Source organism: Salinivibrio socompensis S35, assembly GCF_000513715.1.
In the GTDB taxonomy this organism is placed as follows: Bacteria; Pseudomonadota; Gammaproteobacteria; order Enterobacterales; family Vibrionaceae; genus Salinivibrio; species Salinivibrio socompensis.
Genome location: NZ_AQOD01000003.1, coordinates 13,143 through 33,547 on the forward strand (window position 1 = coordinate 13,143; position 20,405 = coordinate 33,547).

20 protein-coding genes and 4 pseudogenes are annotated in these 20,405 nt (G+C 49.9%); 17 read left to right on the forward strand and 7 right to left on the reverse strand.

All coding sequences use genetic code 11. The features are described from left to right. Positions 1 to 37: 37 nt before the first annotated feature. Positions 38 to 2,534, reverse strand: a pseudogene (locus DZ54_RS17675) (penicillin-binding protein 1A). A gap of 141 nt (positions 2,535 to 2,675) precedes the next feature. On the opposite strand from DZ54_RS17675, the gene pilM reads away from it, so the two are divergent. The 10 genes and pseudogenes from pilM to dam all read left to right on the forward strand — a co-directional run bounded on the left by pilM (position 2,676) and on the right by dam (position 11,295). Beyond that, positions 2,676 to 3,197 carry a pilus assembly protein PilM gene (pilM, locus tag DZ54_RS0100275; RefSeq protein ID WP_025672707.1) on the forward strand — a complete coding sequence of 174 codons (522 nt, stop codon included), beginning with the start codon at positions 2,676 to 2,678 and terminating at the stop codon, positions 3,195 to 3,197. Further along, a complete protein-coding gene (locus DZ54_RS0100280) occupies positions 3,194 to 3,583 on the forward strand; it encodes a hypothetical protein (protein WP_025672708.1) in 390 nt (129 codons plus the stop codon). The genes pilM and DZ54_RS0100280 overlap by 4 nt, the downstream gene beginning before the upstream one ends. Beyond that, positions 3,580 to 4,158: a PilN domain-containing protein gene (locus DZ54_RS0100285; RefSeq protein WP_025672709.1), complete on the forward strand. Its 579-nt coding sequence runs from the start codon at positions 3,580 to 3,582 to the stop codon at positions 4,156 to 4,158. Before DZ54_RS0100280 ends, DZ54_RS0100285 begins: the two co-directional genes overlap by 4 nt. Then, complete coding sequence (locus DZ54_RS0100290) at positions 4,155 to 4,763, forward strand: type IV pilus inner membrane component PilO (protein ID WP_051488251.1); 609 nt, start codon at positions 4,155 to 4,157, stop codon at positions 4,761 to 4,763. Before DZ54_RS0100285 ends, DZ54_RS0100290 begins: the two co-directional genes overlap by 4 nt. A gap of 8 nt (positions 4,764 to 4,771) precedes the next feature. Beyond that, positions 4,772 to 5,284 carry a pilus assembly protein PilP gene (locus tag DZ54_RS0100295; protein WP_025672711.1) on the forward strand — a complete coding sequence of 171 codons (513 nt, stop codon included), beginning with the start codon at positions 4,772 to 4,774 and terminating at the stop codon, positions 5,282 to 5,284. A 13-nt stretch (positions 5,285 to 5,297) separates the two neighbouring features. After that, positions 5,298 to 7,049 (forward strand): type IV pilus secretin PilQ, encoded by a 1,752-nt coding sequence (locus DZ54_RS0100300; RefSeq protein WP_051415795.1) that lies wholly within the window; start codon positions 5,298 to 5,300, stop codon positions 7,047 to 7,049. A gap of 144 nt (positions 7,050 to 7,193) precedes the next feature. Continuing rightward, a pseudogene (aroK, locus tag DZ54_RS17680) lies at positions 7,194 to 7,711 on the forward strand (shikimate kinase AroK). A gap of 18 nt (positions 7,712 to 7,729) precedes the next feature. After that, positions 7,730 to 8,807 (forward strand): annotated as a pseudogene (gene aroB, locus DZ54_RS17685) (3-dehydroquinate synthase). A gap of 11 nt (positions 8,808 to 8,818) precedes the next feature. Then, positions 8,819 to 10,393 (forward strand): AAA family ATPase, encoded by a 1,575-nt coding sequence (locus DZ54_RS0100315; protein WP_025672713.1) that lies wholly within the window; start codon positions 8,819 to 8,821, stop codon positions 10,391 to 10,393. 71 nt (positions 10,394 to 10,464) lie between these two features. Next, positions 10,465 to 11,295 (forward strand): adenine-specific DNA-methyltransferase, encoded by an 831-nt coding sequence (gene dam / locus DZ54_RS0100320; protein ID WP_025672714.1) that lies wholly within the window; start codon positions 10,465 to 10,467, stop codon positions 11,293 to 11,295. Between the two features lie 74 nt (positions 11,296 to 11,369). Here the strand turns inward: dam and DZ54_RS0100325 are convergent, their stop codons facing one another. Then, a complete protein-coding gene (locus DZ54_RS0100325; protein ID WP_025672715.1) occupies positions 11,370 to 11,564 on the reverse strand; it encodes a DUF2970 domain-containing protein in 195 nt (64 codons plus the stop codon). A 150-nt stretch (positions 11,565 to 11,714) separates the two neighbouring features. Between DZ54_RS0100325 and rpe the strand changes: the two genes are divergently transcribed. The 6 genes and pseudogenes from rpe to DZ54_RS25690 all read left to right on the forward strand — a co-directional run bounded on the left by rpe (position 11,715) and on the right by DZ54_RS25690 (position 16,714). Further along, on the forward strand, positions 11,715 to 12,389 hold the full coding sequence (gene rpe, locus DZ54_RS0100330; protein ID WP_025672716.1) for a ribulose-phosphate 3-epimerase: 675 nt from the start codon (positions 11,715 to 11,717) through the stop codon (positions 12,387 to 12,389). Positions 12,390 to 12,398: 9 nt separating this feature from the next. After that, the gene (locus tag DZ54_RS0100335; protein WP_025672717.1) at positions 12,399 to 13,079 is read left to right on the forward strand and encodes a phosphoglycolate phosphatase; all 681 of its coding nucleotides are present in this window, start codon (positions 12,399 to 12,401) and stop codon (positions 13,077 to 13,079) included. A gap of 60 nt (positions 13,080 to 13,139) precedes the next feature. Continuing rightward, a pseudogene (gene trpS, locus DZ54_RS17690) lies at positions 13,140 to 14,151 on the forward strand (tryptophan--tRNA ligase). Between the two features lie 222 nt (positions 14,152 to 14,373). Then, a complete protein-coding gene (locus DZ54_RS25680; RefSeq protein ID WP_051415797.1) occupies positions 14,374 to 14,919 on the forward strand; it encodes a hypothetical protein in 546 nt (181 codons plus the stop codon). Further along, the gene (locus DZ54_RS25685; protein WP_240473870.1) at positions 14,835 to 15,848 is read left to right on the forward strand and encodes an ExeM/NucH family extracellular endonuclease; all 1,014 of its coding nucleotides are present in this window, start codon (positions 14,835 to 14,837) and stop codon (positions 15,846 to 15,848) included. Before DZ54_RS25680 ends, DZ54_RS25685 begins: the two co-directional genes overlap by 85 nt. Continuing rightward, entirely contained in the window at positions 15,845 to 16,714 is an 870-nt protein-coding gene (locus tag DZ54_RS25690) for an endonuclease/exonuclease/phosphatase family protein (RefSeq protein WP_240473871.1), read from the forward strand. The genes DZ54_RS25685 and DZ54_RS25690 overlap by 4 nt, the downstream gene beginning before the upstream one ends. A 279-nt stretch (positions 16,715 to 16,993) precedes the next feature. Here DZ54_RS25690 and DZ54_RS23875 read toward each other — a convergent pair whose 3' ends face one another. The 5 genes from DZ54_RS23875 to DZ54_RS0100365 all read right to left on the reverse strand — a co-directional run bounded on the left by DZ54_RS23875 (position 16,994) and on the right by DZ54_RS0100365 (position 19,769). Next, positions 16,994 to 17,197 (reverse strand): helix-turn-helix transcriptional regulator, encoded by a 204-nt coding sequence (locus tag DZ54_RS23875; RefSeq protein ID WP_025672718.1) that lies wholly within the window; start codon positions 17,195 to 17,197, stop codon positions 16,994 to 16,996. An 88-nt stretch (positions 17,198 to 17,285) separates the two neighbouring features. Beyond that, positions 17,286 to 18,068 (reverse strand): tyrosine-type recombinase/integrase, encoded by a 783-nt coding sequence (locus DZ54_RS25385; RefSeq protein ID WP_205619347.1) that lies wholly within the window; start codon positions 18,066 to 18,068, stop codon positions 17,286 to 17,288. After that, entirely contained in the window at positions 18,062 to 18,511 is a 450-nt protein-coding gene (locus DZ54_RS25390) for a tyrosine-type recombinase/integrase (RefSeq protein ID WP_205619348.1), read from the reverse strand. Before DZ54_RS25390 ends, DZ54_RS25385 begins: the two co-directional genes overlap by 7 nt. A gap of 14 nt (positions 18,512 to 18,525) precedes the next feature. After that, on the reverse strand, positions 18,526 to 18,792 hold the full coding sequence (locus tag DZ54_RS17705) for a hypothetical protein (protein WP_037353129.1): 267 nt from the start codon (positions 18,790 to 18,792) through the stop codon (positions 18,526 to 18,528). A gap of 2 nt (positions 18,793 to 18,794) precedes the next feature. Beyond that, complete coding sequence (locus DZ54_RS0100365) at positions 18,795 to 19,769, reverse strand: ParM/StbA family protein (RefSeq protein WP_025672719.1); 975 nt, start codon at positions 19,767 to 19,769, stop codon at positions 18,795 to 18,797. A gap of 335 nt (positions 19,770 to 20,104) precedes the next feature. Between DZ54_RS0100365 and DZ54_RS0100370 the strand changes: the two genes are divergently transcribed. Continuing rightward, a partial coding sequence (locus DZ54_RS0100370) for a helix-turn-helix domain-containing protein (protein WP_025672720.1) occupies positions 20,105 to 20,405 on the forward strand: 301 nt, incomplete at its 3' end.

Below are 20,405 nucleotides of genomic sequence, written 5' to 3' on the forward strand. Positions count from 1 at the left end.
GCGATGGCGGGTCTTGTGGTTTGACTTTCTGGCTGGGTTAAAACAATGATTCGGTGTTTGACTCGTAAATGTTGCCATCGGATTGAGAAGACACATATTCAGTCGGTTCCGTCCCTTTTACAAAGTACTCAAACATCGAGGTATGGTCGGTTTTGCGTGTCAGCAGTCCGGTTTCGCGATCGATGCGCACTTTGACAATATCGGATGGGACCACTTTATTTTGCTCTGGCACGTCCGCGAGTGCGTGTTGCATAAAGTCAATCCAAGCCGGCTCTGCGGTTTTAGCCCCAGATTCCGCCCCACGAATCGGTTGGCGGTCATCGCCCAAATTAGCATTGCGGGTGGTGCGTCCGAGTTTACGAGAATGGTCATCAAAACCGACCCAAACCGTGGTCACAATACCTGGCCCATAACCGGTATACCAGGTATCTTTGGAGTCGTTGGTGGTGCCGGTTTTGCCGCCAATATCGCGACGTTTTAGCGCTTGTGCGCGCCAGCCCGTGCCGTTCCAACCGGTGCCATAACGCCAATCACCGCCGCCCCAAATATTGCTTTGCATCATTTCACGGACGACAAAGGCATTTTGCTCATCAATCACTTGCTTGGCATGACGCTGTGTTTCTTGGTCACTGCCATTGTCGGTCAATAAGTTTTGCTCATTAAATGGGTCAGCTTTTTCCGGTTTCTGTGCACAGTTGTCGCATATCACCGGTGGGTTGGCTCGATAAATCTCTGCGCCAAATGGCGTTTCAACCCGATCAATGATAAAGGCTCCATAAAATAGCCGCCATTGGCGAACACACTGAAGCCTTGTGCCATTTCGACCGGGGTTAAGCTGCCTGCACCCAATGCAATGGCTTCGGCGCGCGGCAGATCATCACGCTTAAAGCCAAAGCGGGTGAGGTAATCCAGTGTATCGTCGAGCCCAACGCGGCGCAGTACCCGCACCGCCATGACGTTTTTAGATTGAGCTAACCCTAACCGTGCGCGGGTGGGCCCAGCATAGCGAGGCGGTGAGTTTTTAGGGCGCCATGCCACACCTTGACTACGATCCCAACGGTTGATGGGTGCATCATTGATCAAGGTGGCGAGTGTCATGCCCTCGTTGACCGCCGCGGAGTAAATAAAGGGCTTGATACTTGAACCCACTTGGCGAACCGACTGCGTAGCACGGTTAAATTTGCTATGGACAAAGTTAAACCCGCCCACCAGGGCCTTTATCGCGCCAGTTGACGGCGACATGGAAACCAGTGCGGTATTCGTGGTAGGCACCTGGCTAAATGCCAACTGTCACCCACTTGGCGAATAAAGATTTGTTGGCCACTGGCGAGGAACTCATCCGCTCGTTTAGGCGCTGGCCCTTGGCGGTTATCAGTAATGTATGGGCGCGCCCAATCTAGTCCTTTCCAAGGCAATTCAATATCGCGACCATTGGGCCCGATAACCTGGGCTGATTGTGCCTGTACATCAATCACTACGGCGGGTTCTAGGGGGCCGTAGCTAGGCTGTTTAGCGAGATGATCGACAATACGTTGGTGTTGCCAGCGTTCGCTAGACGCTTGCCAAAGAGTTGCTACTGGACCACGGAAGCCATGGCGCCGATCGTAGGCAAGGATATTGTCTATGGCGGCGTCATTGGCGGCGCGCTGCATGTCTGCATTCACACTGGTGAAAATGCGTACTCCTGAGGTGTAGGCATCGTCTCCAAGCGCATCGACGGCCCAAGCGCGTGCCATTTCAGCGACGTAGGGCGCTGAGAGTTCTATTTCGGCGCCATGGTAGCTCGCGACAATCGGCTCATTCCTCGCTTGCTGGTATTCAGCATTGGAAATGTAGCCTTCTTTTAACATCCGACCTAGTACCACATCCCGTCGTTCGGTTGAGCGTGAGAGCGAGTAAAGGGGGTTCATGGTAGACGGCGCTTTGGGCAAACCAATGATCACGGCCATCTCGCTCAAGGTCAGTTGATCTAAGGTTTTGCCAAAATAGACTTGCGCGGCGGCTCCCACGCCATAGGAGCGGTACCCCAAGAATACCTTGTTAAAATAGAGCTCAAGAATTTCTTCCTTACTGAGCAACTGTTCGATATGCACGGCGATAAAAATTTCTTTTATCTTGCGCATAATTCGCTTTTCGTTAGTCAGGAAGAAATTTCGTGCCAGCTGTTGAGTAATGGTGCTGGCACCTTGTTTGGCACTGCCAGACATGGCGACAACCGCTGCGGCGCGAACAATGCCAATGGGATCAATACCGGGATGTTGATAAAAGCGGCTATCCTCGGTGGCAATTAACGCATCAATCATGGGTTGAGGTATATCTTCCAATTTGACTGGAATACGCCGTTTTTCACCGAATTGCGAAATTAACTCACCTTCCGAGCTATAGACCTGCATCGGGGTTTGTAGCTCGACATCTTTTAATGTCGCCACATCGGGGAGATCGGGTTTCACATAGAGGTAAAACCCAAAGATTGTAGTGACTCCAAGCACTGTGCAAACCAGTGCAAAGATAAGCAAACGCTTTATGAACTTCACCTGAAATTTCCCGTTTCGTTGCCGTTTAGCCGTTTAATAATCATACGTGAGTAGTATAAAGGCACCAGACATAAAAAATAACCCGTGATGAGGCAGTTTTGTAAATACTGACCTCTCTCTGACGTTGGAGCCTAACACGAAATGATTCCAAGTTCGGCTGTTTTAGGTATCGCTTTCGGCCAAGCGGAAAGTCACGCGATTGCGATTTCCCCGTCATCGTCAACCCTAACGGTATCAGGGCATCACATCTTGATATGTCGCAATAGTGATACCCTATCTACCACCATGAAAACCCTCAAAGACACGCTATTAAGGCCGCTTTCTTGGTATCAGCGTTTTGCCCCGAATGTGGTGGTGGGGGTTGAGGATGATACCGTGATCAGCAAGACCCTCATTGCGGCAGATGTGGAGGATCCCCTCGAGCAGGAAGTCGTGGTGGGGCAAGCATTGAGCGTGGCGCTCAATATGGAAATCAGTGGCCTTTTCTTTGATTTTATTAAGCAGCATCCATTGAGCCAGCAGCCAGGGCAGGCGCAATACCAGGTGGTGGCATGTCGCCAACAGACACTAACACCATTGCTTTCGGCACTGAAAAGTGTGGGGTTGAAGGTGCGCGTTGTCGATACGCAACAGCATGGGCTGCAAGCGGTTTATTATGCTTGATACGTCATCACCGACCTGATGCGTCACCACTTTGGCTACACCTGCATGCTGGGAAATTGTCGGCGATGCGCGCGTTACCCGATGGCGAACTGTATCAACATTCTCTTACGGTCGGTATGTCGGGAGTGGGAGCAGGCCAAGAAGCAGTGGCATCATCTCAGGTTTTACAACAACATTTGGATCACGCCTATCACCGAGATGGTATTGAGCACACGTCTCCCGCCTCAACCCTGTGGCTAAGCGGTGATTGGCCCACAGATATTATCCGCCCAACCCAAGCCCAGAGTGTTTTTATTCAACCTGGTGAGCCGTTCGGCGCGCCCTCTCTCAGCCATCATGCTTGCGCCGCGCTTGGGCTTGCGATCCGAGGTACGTACGGCCGATGAGGATTAATTTACTCCCCTGGCGCGCGCAAGTGCAGCGTCGACAAGTTCGCCTCTTTATCCTGCAAACCCTCGCGGTTGTCGGACTCGCGCTGATCGTAGCGGGCGGGCTTATCCAGTGGCAGCAGTATCAAATAAGCGCACAACAAACGCGTAATCAACAACTTGAACAAGGCATCACGCAATTTAAACAGACCTTAACACGCTTTGAACAACAAGACGCCAAGCGGCGAGCTCTGCAATCACGACTTGGGCTGGTCAATCAACTGCAACGACAGCGCAATAATGTCACTGAGGTGTTCAACTTTATACCGACGGTGATGCCCCCCGGAGCCTATTTAACCCGACTGGCACAACAGAAAGGCCATATCAGTTTGGAGGGGTGGGTGAGCTCAAACGCAGAGCTGGCTCGTTTGCTGGCCGCGCTGGAAGCACAGCAAGCGGTGGCGGCGCTCGATATCGATACCGTGGTCACCGATGACCGCGCCTCCGGCCCGAATAAACGGTTTCGATTGAGCTTTTCACTGACCCAGTATGTTTCACCACAGTTGCCGGGGCGCGAGGAGGACAAACAGTGATAGATTCGATGGCGTGGGATTGGCGGCGTCTACCGTTTGCGCCTTGGTCGGTGAAGCTGAGCTTATGGAGCGCTTTACTGATCGTGATGGGGTATGTCGGTTGGTTAGTTGCTGGACAGCCGAATCAAGCGATGTTGCTTCAAGCTCAGAGGCAAGAATCTCAGCTAAAAGTACGTTACCGACAGCTGGCTCATGAGGTCGCTGCGCTACCCGATGTGGAGGAGCAGCTGGAAGCGCTCAATCAACGCTACGCACGCCTTATTCGTCAATTGCCAGAGGAAGAAGAGTTAGCGGGCCTGCTTGCCGGGATAAACGAGGTGGGTATGCGTCATCAGCTTCAGTTTGAGACCCTTGCGTGGCAGCCAAGAAAGCAAGGAAGTTGGCTTGATGCGATTCCAATCAATATTGTGCTTCACGGCCAGTACCGAGATATCGGCGCCTTTAGTGCCGATATCGCCGCGATGACCCGCTTAGTGTCACTACAAGACTTTGTCCTGGCGCGAGAGGCAGACCAGCGGCCATCAGCAGCCCCATTGCAACTCTCGGTGTCTGCAACCACTTACCGCTACACCGGCCGCCCCGCGCGCAATCAACCCACAAATTAGGACGCGATATGTTAAGAGCCAGTGCATTAGTGTTGCTTGTGATTTTAAGCGGTTGTCAAAAAAAGGATGATGATATTCGCCAGTTTATGCACCAAGTGCAAGGACAAGCGGCTGTCACGGCGACACGTACGCCGCCTCCCACTGTGTATCACCCCGTTCCATTTGCAAAGGAAACGCGCGATCCATTCGTTCTCCCAGCCGCGTCAGGCCAGCAACGGGTATCGCCTGGAGATTGCTGGCAACCTGCCTCGCACTGGCGTGACACGCCGCTTTCAAGCTTATCGTTAGCACAACTTGAGATGAAAGGAAGCTTAACCAAGGGTGGACAAAAACATGCACTCATTGCTTTGCCGAATGGGATGGTCAGGCAAGTCGCTCGTGGCGATCGGCTCGGTGAGCATCATGGTCGGGTGATGGCAGTGACACGTGATCATGTCGCGATAAACCAAGTGCTACCTGATGGTTTAGGTTGCTGGCAGCAACGCACCGTGACCCTCTCAATCCACCCAAACTTGTCGTAAAAGGATAGCAGTTATGATAATACCCACGGCGTTTAAAGCTCTGTATACGCCTAGCTCGCGAGCACTCGCGCAATTGGTGCTTATTGTTGGGTGCCTGATAAATGCCTCTGTTCAGGCGGCGGACATGGCGACGTTGAACCAGGTTCAGTTAACACGCTCTGCGCAAGGGGTGGCAAAACTGATTTTAGACTTCGACAGTCCCGCGATTATGGCGGATTTTCGTCAGCCTACATCCGATCAACTACGTATCCGGCTACCGAAGGTCAAGATAAAACCGTCGTTAATTAAGCGGACCAACATGCAAGACAGTCACACACCGATCACGGCGATCGATATTTCTCAACCGTCTGGACAGGCACAAATTCATCTTCAAGCGGCACAGCCGATCGTGTTTGACTATCATCAACAAAAACAACAGTTAGTCGTCACCATACAAGCCTCCGAGCAAGTGGCAACGGCATCCGTATCCACCGATCCGGATGCACCGATTTCGATCAATTTCCAAGATATCCCTGTTCGCGCAGTGCTCCAACTGATTGCCGAGCAAAACCAGTTTAATTTAGTCACCTCAGACAGTGTTCAAGGCAATATCACTATGCGAATTGACGGTGTGCCTTGGCAAGACGTGTTAGAGGTTATTTTAAGAGTGAAAGGATTAGATAAACGTCAACGCGGCGAGGTCATGCTGGTGGCGCCTCGCCGAGAGTTGATGGCGCAAGAAAAACAAGATTTGGAAATGGCGCAGCAAGCAGAAACACTGCTGCCCCTGTCGTCCGAGGTCATCACCGTGAATTACGCCAAAGCCAGTGAAGTGGCCGCGCTAATCCGCGGTAAAGCGCAAGGCGTGAGCTTGCTATCCCCACGGGGCGCGGTGTCTCTGGATGAACGAACCAATGCGATCATTATCCGAGATATTGATAAAAACATTGATCATATCCGCACCTTAGTTCAACACCTCGATGTCCCGGTTAAGCAGGTAGAAATCGAAGCGCGGATTGTGACGGTTGAGCAAGGTTCGGTCGATGAGCTAGGGGTGCGTTGGGGCATTTTGAATCGTAACGGCTCAACCACCGTCGGGTCATCGATCGAAGGCAATGTGATGTGGGATAGTGATCTGGCGCAACAGGGCCCAGATAGCTTAAACGATGCGGCCGGCGAGGGAAGCACCATCGGTGATTTCCTTAATGTCAATTTGGCCGCTGTGAGCCCTTCTGCGTCTAGTATGGCCTTCCAAGTAGCGAAGTTAGGGAACGACTTGCTACTCGATTTGGAGCTCTCTGCGCTCGAAAGTGAACAAAAAGCCGAAATCGTCTCTAGCCCAAGATTGATCACGACTAATAAAAAAGCCGCCTATATTGAACAGGGGACAGAACTTCCATATTTGGAAGCTTCCTCCAGTGGCGCGGTAGCGGTTTCTTTTAAAAAAGCAGTATTGAGTTTGTCGGTCACGCCTCAGATCACGCCGGATAATACCTTGGTGCTAGACTTAAAGCTGACTCAAGACATGCCGGAAAAATCGGTCGTGGCGGGAAAAGGTGAGGCAATGTCGATCAGTACCAAGCGGATTAACACCCAAGTACTGGCCAGAAATGGCGAAACCGTGGTCTTAGGGGGCATTTTTCAGCACACGATGATCAATAAAGAAACCAAAGTCCCTCTCCTTGGGGACATTCCCTTGCTCGGAGGCTTGTTTCGGCATCAGTTAAAAGACCATGCAAAACGCGAACTTCTGATCTTTGTGACCCCTAAAATCGTCACAGGGTAGGTTAGGTGTTGCCAAAGGGGTCACTGTCCTGAGATAATTTTTAATCTGATCACGAAATATCTGTGAGGAATTGGCGCCTCGGGCTTTTTACATTAAGCCTGCGGGCGGTGTTGTCTTATTTAACCGCGCGTAAAATTGCTTAAAATGGCTGAAAAACGAAACATCTTTTTGGTAGGCCCCATGGGGCTGGTAAAAGCACAATTGGTCGTCATCTTGCTCAGCAACTTCACATGGAATTTTATGATTCTGATTCAGTGATTGAAGATCGTACTGGAGCAGACATTGCATGGGTCTTTGACGTTGAGGGTGAAGAAGGTTTCCGTAAACGCGAAGAAAACGTGATAAACGACCTCACTGAAGAGCAAGGTATCGTTCTCGCGACTGGCGGTGGTTCTATCATGAGCAAAGAAAGCCGTAACCGCCTCTCTGCTCGTGGTGTCGTGGTGTATTTGGAAACCACGATCGAAAAGCAGCTCGCACGTACCCAACGCGATAAGAAACGACCATTGTTGCAAACTGACCAACCACGTGAAGTGCTGGAATCATTGGCGGAAGAGCGTAATCCTTTGTATCAAGAAATTGCGGATTACGTTGTACGAACTGATGACCAAAGCGCTAAAGTGGTGGCAAATCAAATCATGGCGCTCTTAGAGCAGCAATAACCGACCACAGGACCGACCATGGAACGGATAGACGTTAACTTAGGGCACGTAGCTACCCTATCTCTATTGGTGAAGGGCTTTTAGCAGATGCGAGCCTATTTGAAGGCGTCCATTCCCGTCGGGTTGCTGTCATCAGTAATGAGACAGTGATGCCGATTTATGGCGACATACTGGTCTCGACCCTTAAGCAGGCAGGCGCAGTCGATGTCGCGAGCCTTAGTCTGCCCGATGGTGAAGCGTATAAATCGCTAGAAACGTTTAACACCATCAACACCTTTCTATTAGAAAACAACTATAACCGGGATGTCGTGCTCGTCGCCCTTGGGGGTGGGGTGGTTGGCGACATCGTCGGATTTGCGAGTGCTTGCTACCAGCGTGGCGTCGATTTTATCCAGGTGCCTACGACGTTACTGGCGCAAGTCGACTCGTCCGTTGGTGGTAAAACAGCAATCAATCATCCGCTTGGCAAAAACATGATCGGGGCATTTTATCAACCCAAAGCGGTGGTGATTGATACACAGGTGCTTAGCACCTTGCCTAGTCGTGAGTTTGCTGCAGGCATGGCAGAAGTGATTAAGTATGGTGTGATTGCAGATGCCCCTTTCTTTGATTGGTTGGACAGCGAGATGGCAGCTCTGACTGCCCTCTCTCCCGATGCATTGACTTACGCTATCCAGCGCTGTTGTCAAATCAAAGCCGACGTGGTTGCCCAAGATGAAACCGAAGCAGGCGTACGCGCGCTGTTGAACTTGGGTCATACCTTTGGTCATGCGATTGAATCTGAAATGGGATACGGCAATTGGCTGCATGGTGAAGCGGTCGCGGCTGGGACAGTCTTGGCCGCACAAACGGCGTGCATCATGGCTTAATTGAAGGAAAAACCGTTGATCGCATCACTGCCTTGTTACAAAAAGCGCATCTTCCTGTGCAGGCTCCCCGTGAAATGAACTACGATGCTTTTATTAAGCACATGATGCGTGATAAAAAAGTGCTTTCAGGACAGTTGCGTCTAGTTTTACCGACAGCGATAGGCCAGGCTCAAGTGGTTGCAGATATTCCATACCAGCGACTCGCTGATGTGATTGATGCCGGTTAACCATTGAATGCATGACAGACACGTTTGATACGCTAACTTTGGATCTGGAAAGCCAAACCCAGCTCCTTTCTCGACTGCAATTTATCACTCGATTTAGCGCTAATCTGATCCAAGTGACCGGGCCTGCTGGGGCGGGGAAAACCTGGTTAAGTGAGCGCTATATGGAGGAATGGGCGGATGTCCACGTTCATGCCTTACTCGCTTGCCATACGGCACAAAGTGATGATCAACGTCGTGCTATCTTGCTGCGACAAATTGTCAAAGATGGTGTCTTTAATCAAGCCGATCCCCTTCTGGATAGCTTAACCATGATGCTCGATGGCGCTGGCTGCGATGCGTTAATTGTGATTGATGATGCACACCGGCTGACGCCTGGGTTACTGTCTGAGCTGTGGGCGTTGGTGCAACATGCTCAGCATCAAGCACATTGGCGTATCAATGTTGTACTCTTTACTTTGCCAGGAAAGTTGAACAAGTGGCTACGTCAGGTGTCTTACGGGCACGATCAAAAGCCGCTGGAGCTCGAGATCTCGCCGCTCAATGACGGTGAAGAAGAAATGTTCATCGATGTGTTAGCAGTAACGCAACGGATTGATGCAGCGGGTAAAAAACAGTGGCTAGCCAAGCTGGCCAAACAAACCGTTTACCCCGGCACCATCATGGGAAAGGATAATCAAGAGGTAGGCGCTGTGAGTAAAGACAATAAAAAGCCCGCTAAAAATAATAAACCCTTTTTAATGTTGTTATTAGCTGTGGTGCTGATGATAGTGGGGGCTGGTGCGATTTGGTGGGCCTTTCCAAACCAAGATGACGCCTCGTCGGCTGAGACGATGCTTCCCGACGGGTTAAAAAGCTTGGATGATTTGCTCAATGAGCAGCAAGCGACCACGGAGCCACAAACCCTCGATGGACAATCAGCGGCTCAAGGCGATAGCCTGACAGCGAGTCAACGTTCAGATAAGGCTGACACAGTGAAGTCAGGGGCGAACTCAGCGGTAACTGAGGATCAGGCTAACTTACCGCAAGACGTAAACGGTGAAGGATTGACTGTTGGTCGCAATGATGAGGGACAGAGAGTCGTTTTACCTGATGACGTCGTGGACGCTATCATTGACGAACAAGATGCGGGTGGAGATGGCACCCAAGCGGTTGAGGAACCGCTCGCAAGCGAAATTAATCAAGCGATTCCTGCGCCCGCGACACCGGCTGAACCGCCAAATACCGCATCTTCGGCTACAGGTACGGGGTCGACAGCGGCACTAACCAATACTGACACCTTAGCTTTTGGCTCACAGGCCCTACTCGATGTGTCTGCGCAGCGTTATGCCCTGCAGCTTGCGGCCTTGCAATCACGCCAAGATGCGACAGATTTCATCGCCGATTATCAGCTTGGGGATCGCGTTCAGGTTTATCAAACCCGTCGCAACAATGCCAACTGGTACATGGTGTTACTGGGTGATTATGCCAGTGTCACCGATGCCCGTCGTGCAGAACTGACGTTGGCGGATAATGTGCGGGCGCTGCAGCCGTTTGTGAAGTCTTTTAGTCAGATTCACCGTGAGATCAACCGTGCAGATGGACAGTAAAATCCGCTGATTGATGGGCCAAAATAGGTACAATCCGCCCCTTTCCACACCGCAGAGATAGATCAGGGGCAATGAGAAAGCATCGTGCGTTTCTAAAGTGGGCTGGTGGTAAGTACTCGCTAGTCGATGATATTCGTCGTCATCTACCCGAAGGGAACACGCTTATCGAGCCCTTCGTCGGTGCCGGATCGGTTTTTTTAAACACCGACTACGACCATTATATTCTGGCTGATATCAACCCAGATCTTATTAATCTATACAATATTATTAAGCAAGCGCCATTGCGTTTTGTGGCGGATGCACGCGCCTTTTTTTGCCAAGAATACAACCAAAAAGAGCGCTATCTGGATGTACGCCGTGAGTTTAATCTCACCACTGACCCTTACTTACGTTCGCTTTATTTTTTGTACATGAATCGTCACGGCTTTAATGGCTTGTGTCGGTACAATAAAAAAGGCGGTTTCAATGTGCCGTTTGGGTCGTACAAGAAACCGTACTTTCCGGAAAAAGAGTTAGCGATGTTCGCAGAAAAGGCCCAACGTGCGGACTTTGTGTGTGAGGGGTATGCGGAGAGCTTTGCGCGGGCGACAAAAGAAAGCGTAATCTATTGCGATCCGCCCTATGCGCCGTTAACCGCAACTGCGAATTTCACCACTTACGCCACTAATGGCTTTACCCTTGATGATCAAGCCTTGCTGGCTGAATATGCTGAGCAAGCTTCTGTGGTCCAGGGGGTTCCGGTTTTAATTTCTAACCATGATACGCCTTATACACGCCGTCTATATCGCGGTGCTAGTTTTAGTGTGGTTAAAGTGAAGCGAACCATCAGTCGTAATGGCAATGGCCGTAACAAAGTGGATGAACTACTCGCGTTGTTTGCCCCTCAGCCACCCACACCCTAAAGCCATTTGCGGATATAAAGCCATTCGCGGATATAAAGCCATTCGCGGATACGCCTGACGGATGAACGGTGCGTTCACAGCTGGGTTACCCACTTAACGATCACGAGCAATGCGCCAACCACTATCCCGATCATGATGACGCCGGTAATAATATAGATTGTCGGTGAATCATAGCCGAAATCCCGCTCGCGATTGTGTTGTGATTGCACCCCAAACAAAGCGGCGATGACACTTTTTACCACGTGTTTTAGTCTAGGTTTTTCGCCCATCCTGCCTCCTTCTTCGGCGTCTTTTTTTACTCTAGCTCAGTCTCTGCGACTTGCCAGACTTCGCCAAGATTAAACGCGGATCAGGTAAGACTTAATGGCCGATATCGGGTAGAATTACGGCGACTTTCTGGCAATTGAGGCGACCGCACTATGAAGGATTTTTTGATTGCGCCATCGATTTTATCTGCAGACTTTGCCCGATTAGGGGAAGAAGTTGAAAACGTGTTGGCGGCGGGGGCAGATGTGATTCACTTTGATGTGATGGATAACCATTATGTCCCGAATCTGACATTTGGTGCCCCTGTTTGTCAGGCCTTACGTGATTATGGTATTACCGCGCCGATTGATGTCCATTTGATGGTTAAGCCGGTCGACCGCATTATTCCTGATTTTGCTAAAGCGGGCGCGAATATGGTGACGTTCCACGCAGAAGCCAGTGAGCATATTGACCGCACTTTGCAATTGATCAAAGAGCACGGCATGCAAGCGGGCTTGGTCTTTAACCCGGCAACACCGCTCCACCACTTAGATTATGTCATGGATAAATTGGATATGATCCTACTGATGTCGGTCAATCCCGGGTTTGGTGGCCAGTCTTTTATTCCGACCACGTTAGATAAACTCCGTGACGTCCGCCAACGTATTGATGACAGTGGGCGAGATATTCGTCTAGAAATTGACGGTGGAGTGAAAGCCAATAACATTGCCGAAGTGGCGCAAGCGGGCGCGGATATGTTTGTTGCAGGGTCGGCCATTTTTGGTCAGCCTGATTATAAAACCGCCATTGAAGAAATGCGTGCCGAATTGGCCAAGGTAGAAAGGTAATTAAGTCGTATGAGCCTGCGTTATATTGCATTTGATTTAGATGGCACCTTGGTTGATAGCGTGCCCGATTTGACCCAAGCGTTACAGATGATGCTGGCGGACTTGGACAGGCCGACAGTGAATGTGGCCGAGGTGACCGGCTGGATAGGAAATGGTGCCGATATTATGATTCGCCGTGCCTTGTCGCGTGCGCATGATCATGATCCCAGGCTGGACCCTTCGCTCGTTGCAAAAGCGCGAGAACGTTTTAACTACCATTATGAGCACAATGGTCACGAAAAAACGGTGCTATATCCTGGCGTGAAAGAGACGCTAACTGCCTTGCACCAGCAGGGTTATCAACTGGGCGTCGTCACCAATAAACCGTTCGCTTTCGTGCCTGCTATCTTAGAAGATTTAGGTTTAGCGGCCTTGTTCAGTGATGTGATTGGCGGTGATAGCCTATCCACCAGCAAACCTGACCCAGAGGGCTTGCACCTGTTGCGCGATAAGCATGGGTTAACCAATGCCCAGATGTTGATGGTCGGTGACTCAAAAAATGATATCTTAGCCGCACACAATGCGGGGATGGCCTCGGTCGGTCTCACTTATGGCTACAACTATGGTGAGCCGATCAGCGACAGCCAACCTAGCTATGTGTTGGACCACTTTAGCGAGCTTGAGGCTGTGGTTGCCAACCACCCCGCGTAACGATTTCAATCAGCAAACAAGACCGCCCACACGGGCAATATGTAAAGGAACCGAATCATCATGAGTCAATCTTCGAAACCCATTGTATTGAGTGGTGTGCAGCCCTCAGGCGAGTTAAGTATTGGTAACTATCTGGCGCCCTCCGCCAGTGGGAACAGATGCAAGATGATTATGATTGTCAGTATTGTGTGGTGGATTTGCATGCCATTACGGTTCATCAAGAGGCGGACGCCTGCGTGAAGCCACATTGGATGCGTTGGCGTTATGCTTGGCGGTTGGCGTCAGTCCGGAAAAGAGCAACTTGTTTGTCCAATCGCATGTGCCTGAGCATGCTCAACTCAGCTGGGTGCTGAACTGCTATACCCAAATGGGTGAGTTGAATCGGATGACCCAGTTTAAAGATAAGTCGCAGCGCCATGCTGAGAACATCAACGCGGGTTTGTTTAATTATCCGGTGTTGATGGCGGCAGACATTCTTTTGTATCAAACTAATCAAGTGCCGGTGGGGAACGATCAAAAGCAGCACCTTGAACTGGCGCGTGATGTGGCGACGCGTTTTAATAATCGCTATGGCGATGTGTTTGCGTTGCCTGAGCCCCACACGCCCGATGTCAATGCGCGGGTCATGAGCCTACAAGATCCGACCAAAAAAATGTCGAAATCTGACGATAACCGCAATAATGTGATTGGATTGCTGGAAGATCCAAAAGCCATTGCGAAAAAAATCAAACGAGCGGTTACCGACTCAGAAGAGCCGCCGCGTGTGCGCTTTGATATCGCACAAAAACCCGGCGTTTCCAACTTGCTTGGGCTATTGTCTGGGGCGACAGGTGAGTCAATGGATGCGCTAGAAAAGGCGTATGAAGGTAAAATGTATGGCCACCTGAAAAAAGACACCGCAGACGCTGTCGTCGCGATGCTAGAGCCATTGCAAGCACGGTATCATGAGTATCGTGCCGATCGGGCAATGCTCGATAGTGTGATGCAAAAAGGGGCGGCGCATGCTTCTGCACGGGCACAAGACACCTTGCGCAAAGTCTATGACGCGGTGGGTTTTGTGCCACGCGTGTAGCACACCATTGTCAAAGTACAGATATCGTACAATGATAAAGTAAACAAGCAGCGGGCTGGTCTCGCTGCTTTTTTGAACAACACTGAACCGGCCTCTCACTTCTAACGAATTCATCAATAATCGCTGATTTCGATGCGATTCACATCACGTCATATTCTGTATCTATCGTGAATAATACACCCAATTTTCGAGTAAACACTCAATTTACGTGAAGGAACAGGTATGAAAAAGCCATTGATGTGGTCGCCCCTTGCTTTGGTGCTGGCGGGCGTTGCACTGCCCGCCGCGGCGAAAGCCCCACTTACCGAAAGTTATCAATGCGGGGTGACTCCCCCAACGCCCATTTACGCGATTCAAGGCGACGGAGAACGTAGCCCATTTGTGCCTGACGGTAAGTACCGTTCAGAAGACACCTATGCGGTTCAAGGCGTGGTTACTGCGGTGACACAAGGTTTGTATAAAGGGGTATGGATACAAGACCCACAAGGTGACGGGAGCGCTGCGACCTCGGATGGCTTGTTTGTCTATTTGCGTGATGCCGACAAGCTTGAGATCGCACCGGGCGACACACTGTGTGCCAGCGGTAAGATTAATGAGTATTACGGTCATACCCAACTGGGTGTCACCGATGGACAAGTGGCCAAAGGCGCCTATCACGGTACGATTTCACCGACGCGATCCGCGTGGAATCACAAGAAACCTTGCAGGGTGCGCTGGAGCGCTACGAAGGCATGCACGTCACCATGGATGCCGACAGCGATCTGGTGATCACCCGTAACTTTGGCTTTGACTACGACGCTTTCCGCAACAATATGGTGTTATCACATCAATCCCCACTGTATAAGCCCACTCAACTTTATCCGGCGCTCACCTCTGACGCTGAGGCACTCGCCGCGAAAAATAGTGATAACCAGCTTTATATCGAGAGCGATCAAAAAGCGAAAGACGGCGAAATCCCGTACTTTCCAGGCTTAGATGCCGAACAGGGCTATTTACGTATTGGCGATCGGGTCGAGCGTTTGAGTGGTGTGATGGGTTATAGCTACAACCAATATCGACTGGTGGCGACCAACACCATCACGGCCGGTGATATCGTGCACCAAAATGATCGCCAACCCGCGCCGAATAATGTACCTGGCGCTGATATCAAGGTGGCCAGTTTTAACGTACTTAACTATTTCACCAGCGCCAGTGCCGTTGGTGGTCCTCTTAACGTGACCTGTGATGATCGCGCGGATGCAGACGCTAGCCGTGGATGTAACCGTGGGGCGAAAACTGCGGCTGAGTTTGCATTGCAACGGACCAAAATCGTCAATGCACTCACCGCAATGGACGCTGACATTGTCGGTTTGATGGAAATTGAGAATAACGGCTTTGACGCTGGCAGTGCTATTGAGGATCTGGTTACCGAGTTAAATGCGCAATTTGCGGATTCGAGCGACCATTATCAATTTGTCGAACCCAGTGACAAAGAGAAAAACCAAGACGCCTATTTTGGCTCAGATGCGATTATGGTGGGGATGATTTATCGTCCCGCAAAAGTCACTCTCGCGGGTGAGGCGAAAGCGGTGCCGATGCCAGAGCAGCATATCAGTGGTGAAAACCCGGACGGTGAAACGAAAACACTGAATAAATATCAGCGCGATAGCTTAATCCAACGCTTTATGGTTAACGATCAGCGCTCAGTGTGGTGGTGAATCACTTTAAGTCGAAAGGCTACCGGCTCGGCTATGAAGACTGGGTCGCGGGGGAGTTTGATACGGATACCGCGGATAGGCAGGGACATTGCAATGCGTTCCGAGTGTCTGCCGCGGTTGCGCTACGTGACCACCTCAAAGCGGTCGACGGTGACGTATTAATTTTGGGTGATCTCAATGCTTACGCCAAAGAAGATCCGGTCCGTGTGCTTACCGACTATCAGCGCGCAAGCGGCGAGAGAGACATCATGACCGCTTCAGGTACTGAAATTCGAGGTGTGCCCATGCATCCAACAGCAAAAGCGGTTGAACAAGGGCTCGGTTATACCAACCTCGCAACGGATTGGTTGGGAGACAAAGCCTACTCGTACTCCTTCTCTGGGGAACTGGGCGCGTTGGATCATGCACTCGCCAATACCAGTTTGGCGAGCAAAGTGGTTGGCGTTGAAGAGTGGCATATCAACTCGGTGGAAAGCACCCTGTTTGAGTACAGCCGTCAATATAGTGGAGAGTTGGTGAAATCGAGTAATCCATTCTCGTCATCCGATCACGATCCCGTTCAGGTATCACTCGACTACCCGGAACCTGTGGTGCCTGTCTCGGTGACGGTGAATAACCGCAGTTTCTTGCCAATTATTCCACTACTGAACGGACAAAAAAGTCCGGTACACGCATGGATGAAATGGCGTAGTCAGCGCCAATTTGACCAAGCGAGCCCTTTGGTTCAATCATTGGCGCTGCAGAGTGACGATCGCATTGCCGTATCGGTCAAAGCACTGGGCTTGTTTCCTGTATACTGCGGCAGTGCGCCAGCAGATACGCCAATGACCGTGCGATATACCGGCTTTCGCTGTCAACTACGCTAATCCTAATGTGGGCAGTGAGCACCTGCCCGCGCGAGGATGACGCCCTATAAGCACTGTGTTAGCATCATGCCGGTTTTCAATCGCATGGCGTAGTACAGTGCTTCTTATGATCGATAATCTGCATGAACATCTAGTGTGGTGTATAAACGTCCAGTGGTTACAAGTCATTTGGTTGATTACAAAACGTTTTTTTCCTGTAACGTTTATTCCGAACTAGCACCATCTTGATAAATTGCGGGTATGAATGCGGGTATGTTTTTGGCCATACCCGCATTATCTTTAGTTATTGGATGCATAGTGTTGAGTATATGATGCTCTGGTATTTATCCAGTTGGTGATATCCTGCTCCTTCCACCCCACAGCCCTTTGTCCAAGCTTGATGTTGAGTGGAAATTCTCCAGTCTTCATGAGTGCATAAATTGAGCTTCGACTGAAACCAGTTAACTCAATAACTTGGGGTAAACGTAAAATTCGATTATCCATGACTAACTCCTAATGTTTAATTCAGGAGTATTATGAAGTGTGAGGAGAGCCCGTGCTGGTCAGCAAGATGCAAAAATTCATCACATAATCAATCAACCTTCAGTGCCTGAGATTCGATTTCATCCAAATAATCCGCCCACCATTGCATCATCTCTCTGCGCTTGGATAGATGCTGAGCATGGTTATAAGCCTTTACTACAGAATTTCGTTCGGCATGCGCGAGTTGCCTCTCAATAATTTCGTGTGGCCATTCGTGCTCATGAAGCACTGTTGATGCCGTACCCCTGAATCCATGCGAAGTAATACGGGCTTTATAGCCCATGTACTCTATGGCTCTATTTATCGTGGTGTTGCTCATCGCCGTATTTGCAGTAGAGCGATTTGGAAAAATAAAACCAAATGGCCCTGTAAAAGTTTTAAGCTCTCTTAAAAGTTGCATGGCTTGTTTGGATAATGGTACGACATGAGGCTCCCGCATTTTCATACGCTCGCCAGGAATTCGCCATATTGCATTTTCTAGATCAAATTCTTCCCAAATAGCAAGTCGTAGCTCGCCGTTTCGAACAAAGGTAAGCAGTAGTAATCTCAATGCAATTATGGTTTGTCGCATTCCTCGTTCTTCATAGGCGTTTAACGCTCTCATAAAACCATTTAGTTCTGGGCCTTCTAAATGAGGGTGATGCCTGACTCTTGGTCTTGTAATAGCTCCTTGAATGGGGGCCGCTGGATCGTATTCAGCCCTTAATGTTACTACTGCATACCGGAAAATTGCTCCGCACCATTGCTTTACAAGTAATGCAATTGACGGTGATCCCTTCTTACCTTTTCTTTTATCAACACCTTGTTTCTCTATTTTCTGGACTATTACCAAAATATGGCAGATTCAACAGACTTGATTGGCAGCTTGCCAATTGACGGAAATACATAACGCCGTAAATTGATTTCAATCTGACGTTTGTAGTTTTCGGACCACTTGGACTTATTTTTTTCTATCCACTCATGCGCCAACGCTTGAAAGGTATTAACGCTTTCCCATTCGTTTTTAACCTTTCGAGACTGTCTGATTGTCGTTGGATGTTTACCTTCTTTTACTAGTTCAGTCGCCTCTTGGCGCTTAATTCTGGCTCCACTAAGGCTAATTGTAGGATAATCACCAATTGTAAAAATTGTTTCTTTTCCTGCAATTCGATACCGATAACGCCATTTTTTTGCTCCTGATGGCTTAACTTCTAAATACAGACCAGCACCATCGGTTAATTTTTGTATTTTTTCGGTAGGTTTGATATTTCTGCATTTTGCATCTGACAACTTCATAAATACCCCCCTAATTAGTCAAACCGAAGTTTTGATTTTAATGATTGTTTACGTGATTCTGCTTTGGGTTCTGGCGCTTTACTCACAGAAGTAATTTCAACTTCTGGTGCATGGCCATCCACCGGTACAGATGTCGTGGATAGATTGGGTTGGCTCATGTGAATTAACCCAAAGGTGGCCAGCATCCGCAGACGCTCAGCGCGTTCCCGTGGCGGCGTCTTTTCTAATTCTTTTAGCAGTTCAGGGTGGCTCCCTGGGGGAATGTTGACGACAACTCTCATGATCAGGCTCCATAAAACCAGAAGCCTCGGACGTTCGCCAAAACAGACTGCTCAGGCACGATGATCTTGCTTCGTGAAAAAATCTCCTTGGCCGCTTCCTTATAAGCCAAGGCTCCACCTCCGGCGATCAACACCAAGTCCGCATTAATGCTTTCGTCGCGCATTGATTGGCGCATGGCTGTAAGAGCGACAGGCGCTACCTTTTTCATGGCAGCATTCAGATAAGGTGAAATATCGACTTTTTCACCAAATAGCAGCACCTGCAAGTCGCCGGTTCTCATGGCTTTTTCAAGTCGATCCATTCCGACTTTGGCACCGTGATCTTCCGAAATCAGCTTATCAATGGTTTCCAGTAGCACGGACATTGCCTGAAGACTGGTTCCTGATGAGCTGTAGCGAATTTCTCCGGCCTCAAGGGCAACCCAGTCAACAGAAAAGAAGCCTGGATCTATGACGACGACGCGACCTTCTTCAATCAAGCCCAAATCACCACCTGTTTGAACCAGATCCATATAGGCACCGGCAGGCTGCGGCAGCACTTTGACGTCATGAACAGTGATGCTGCGCTTAGGCGTCACTTGATGGACACCTTTTAAACGCTGCACAAGGTCAGACTTACGTTGTGGTTCATGAAACTGGGAAACCGGTAATCCAGTGACAACCAAATCGATGGAGTCAGTTTCAGCCATTAACAAGGCGGCATGAAAAAGCGCCTTATAGGTTTTTGTGGTGGGATACTCCGGGTGAAGCTCTCGTTCCCAGCCTTGAAGGCGTCCAGCAGGCACACCAGCGGCCCAACGCTCATTATCGACAGATACATACAAACAAGTGTCATCATCGCCTCCACCGATACGCTCTGGCATGCGATCCGCAGGACCGGCACCCGCAGGCAGAATAATGGTTTTCGGTTCACTGCCTGATTGGCCAATTGCCAGCTTCAGGTTTGAGTAACCGATATCTACGCCTAGTACAAACATACTTATCTCCTGTGCACTCAAAGTGCTCTAACGTAATCGATTCAATCACGCGCTGTTCACGCTTGGGCTTTTCCAAGTGCTCTGGCGGTTCACTCAAATGTCATTATCAGGATTCGGTGCACTGGCGGTGGGCAGAAAGGTGACAAATCCTTTCATCTATCTGCCTATTGCATTTTCGCAACAGTATGAGAATAGGCTCTGTTTGGCGGCGGATGACTGAGCCAAAAGAATCGAGACGCCAAACGTCGTTTGCATTCTGGCCCCCGGTGTCAGGATAGTTGTCCAGATCTTGAATCGCCCAAAAATCCAGCAGTGGAGGGCTAACGGAGGACACCATGCCGAGATATTCCGAAGAAAGAAAAGCCGCCATCCTCAAAAAACTGTTGCCACCGAATAATAAAACCATCCCGGAAATTGCAGCAGAAGAACACATCAGCGAGGCAACGTTGTACAATTGGCGCAGTAAACTCCGTTCCGAAGGTAAACCCGTGCCAGGACATCAAAAAAACACCGAGCAGTGGTCAGCTGAAGCCAAGTTCGCCACCGTCATGGAAACCGCCAGCCTATCAGAAGCTGAGCTGAGTCAATATTGTCGCGAGCGAGGCTTGTTCCCCGAGCAAGTCAAAGAGTGGAAGC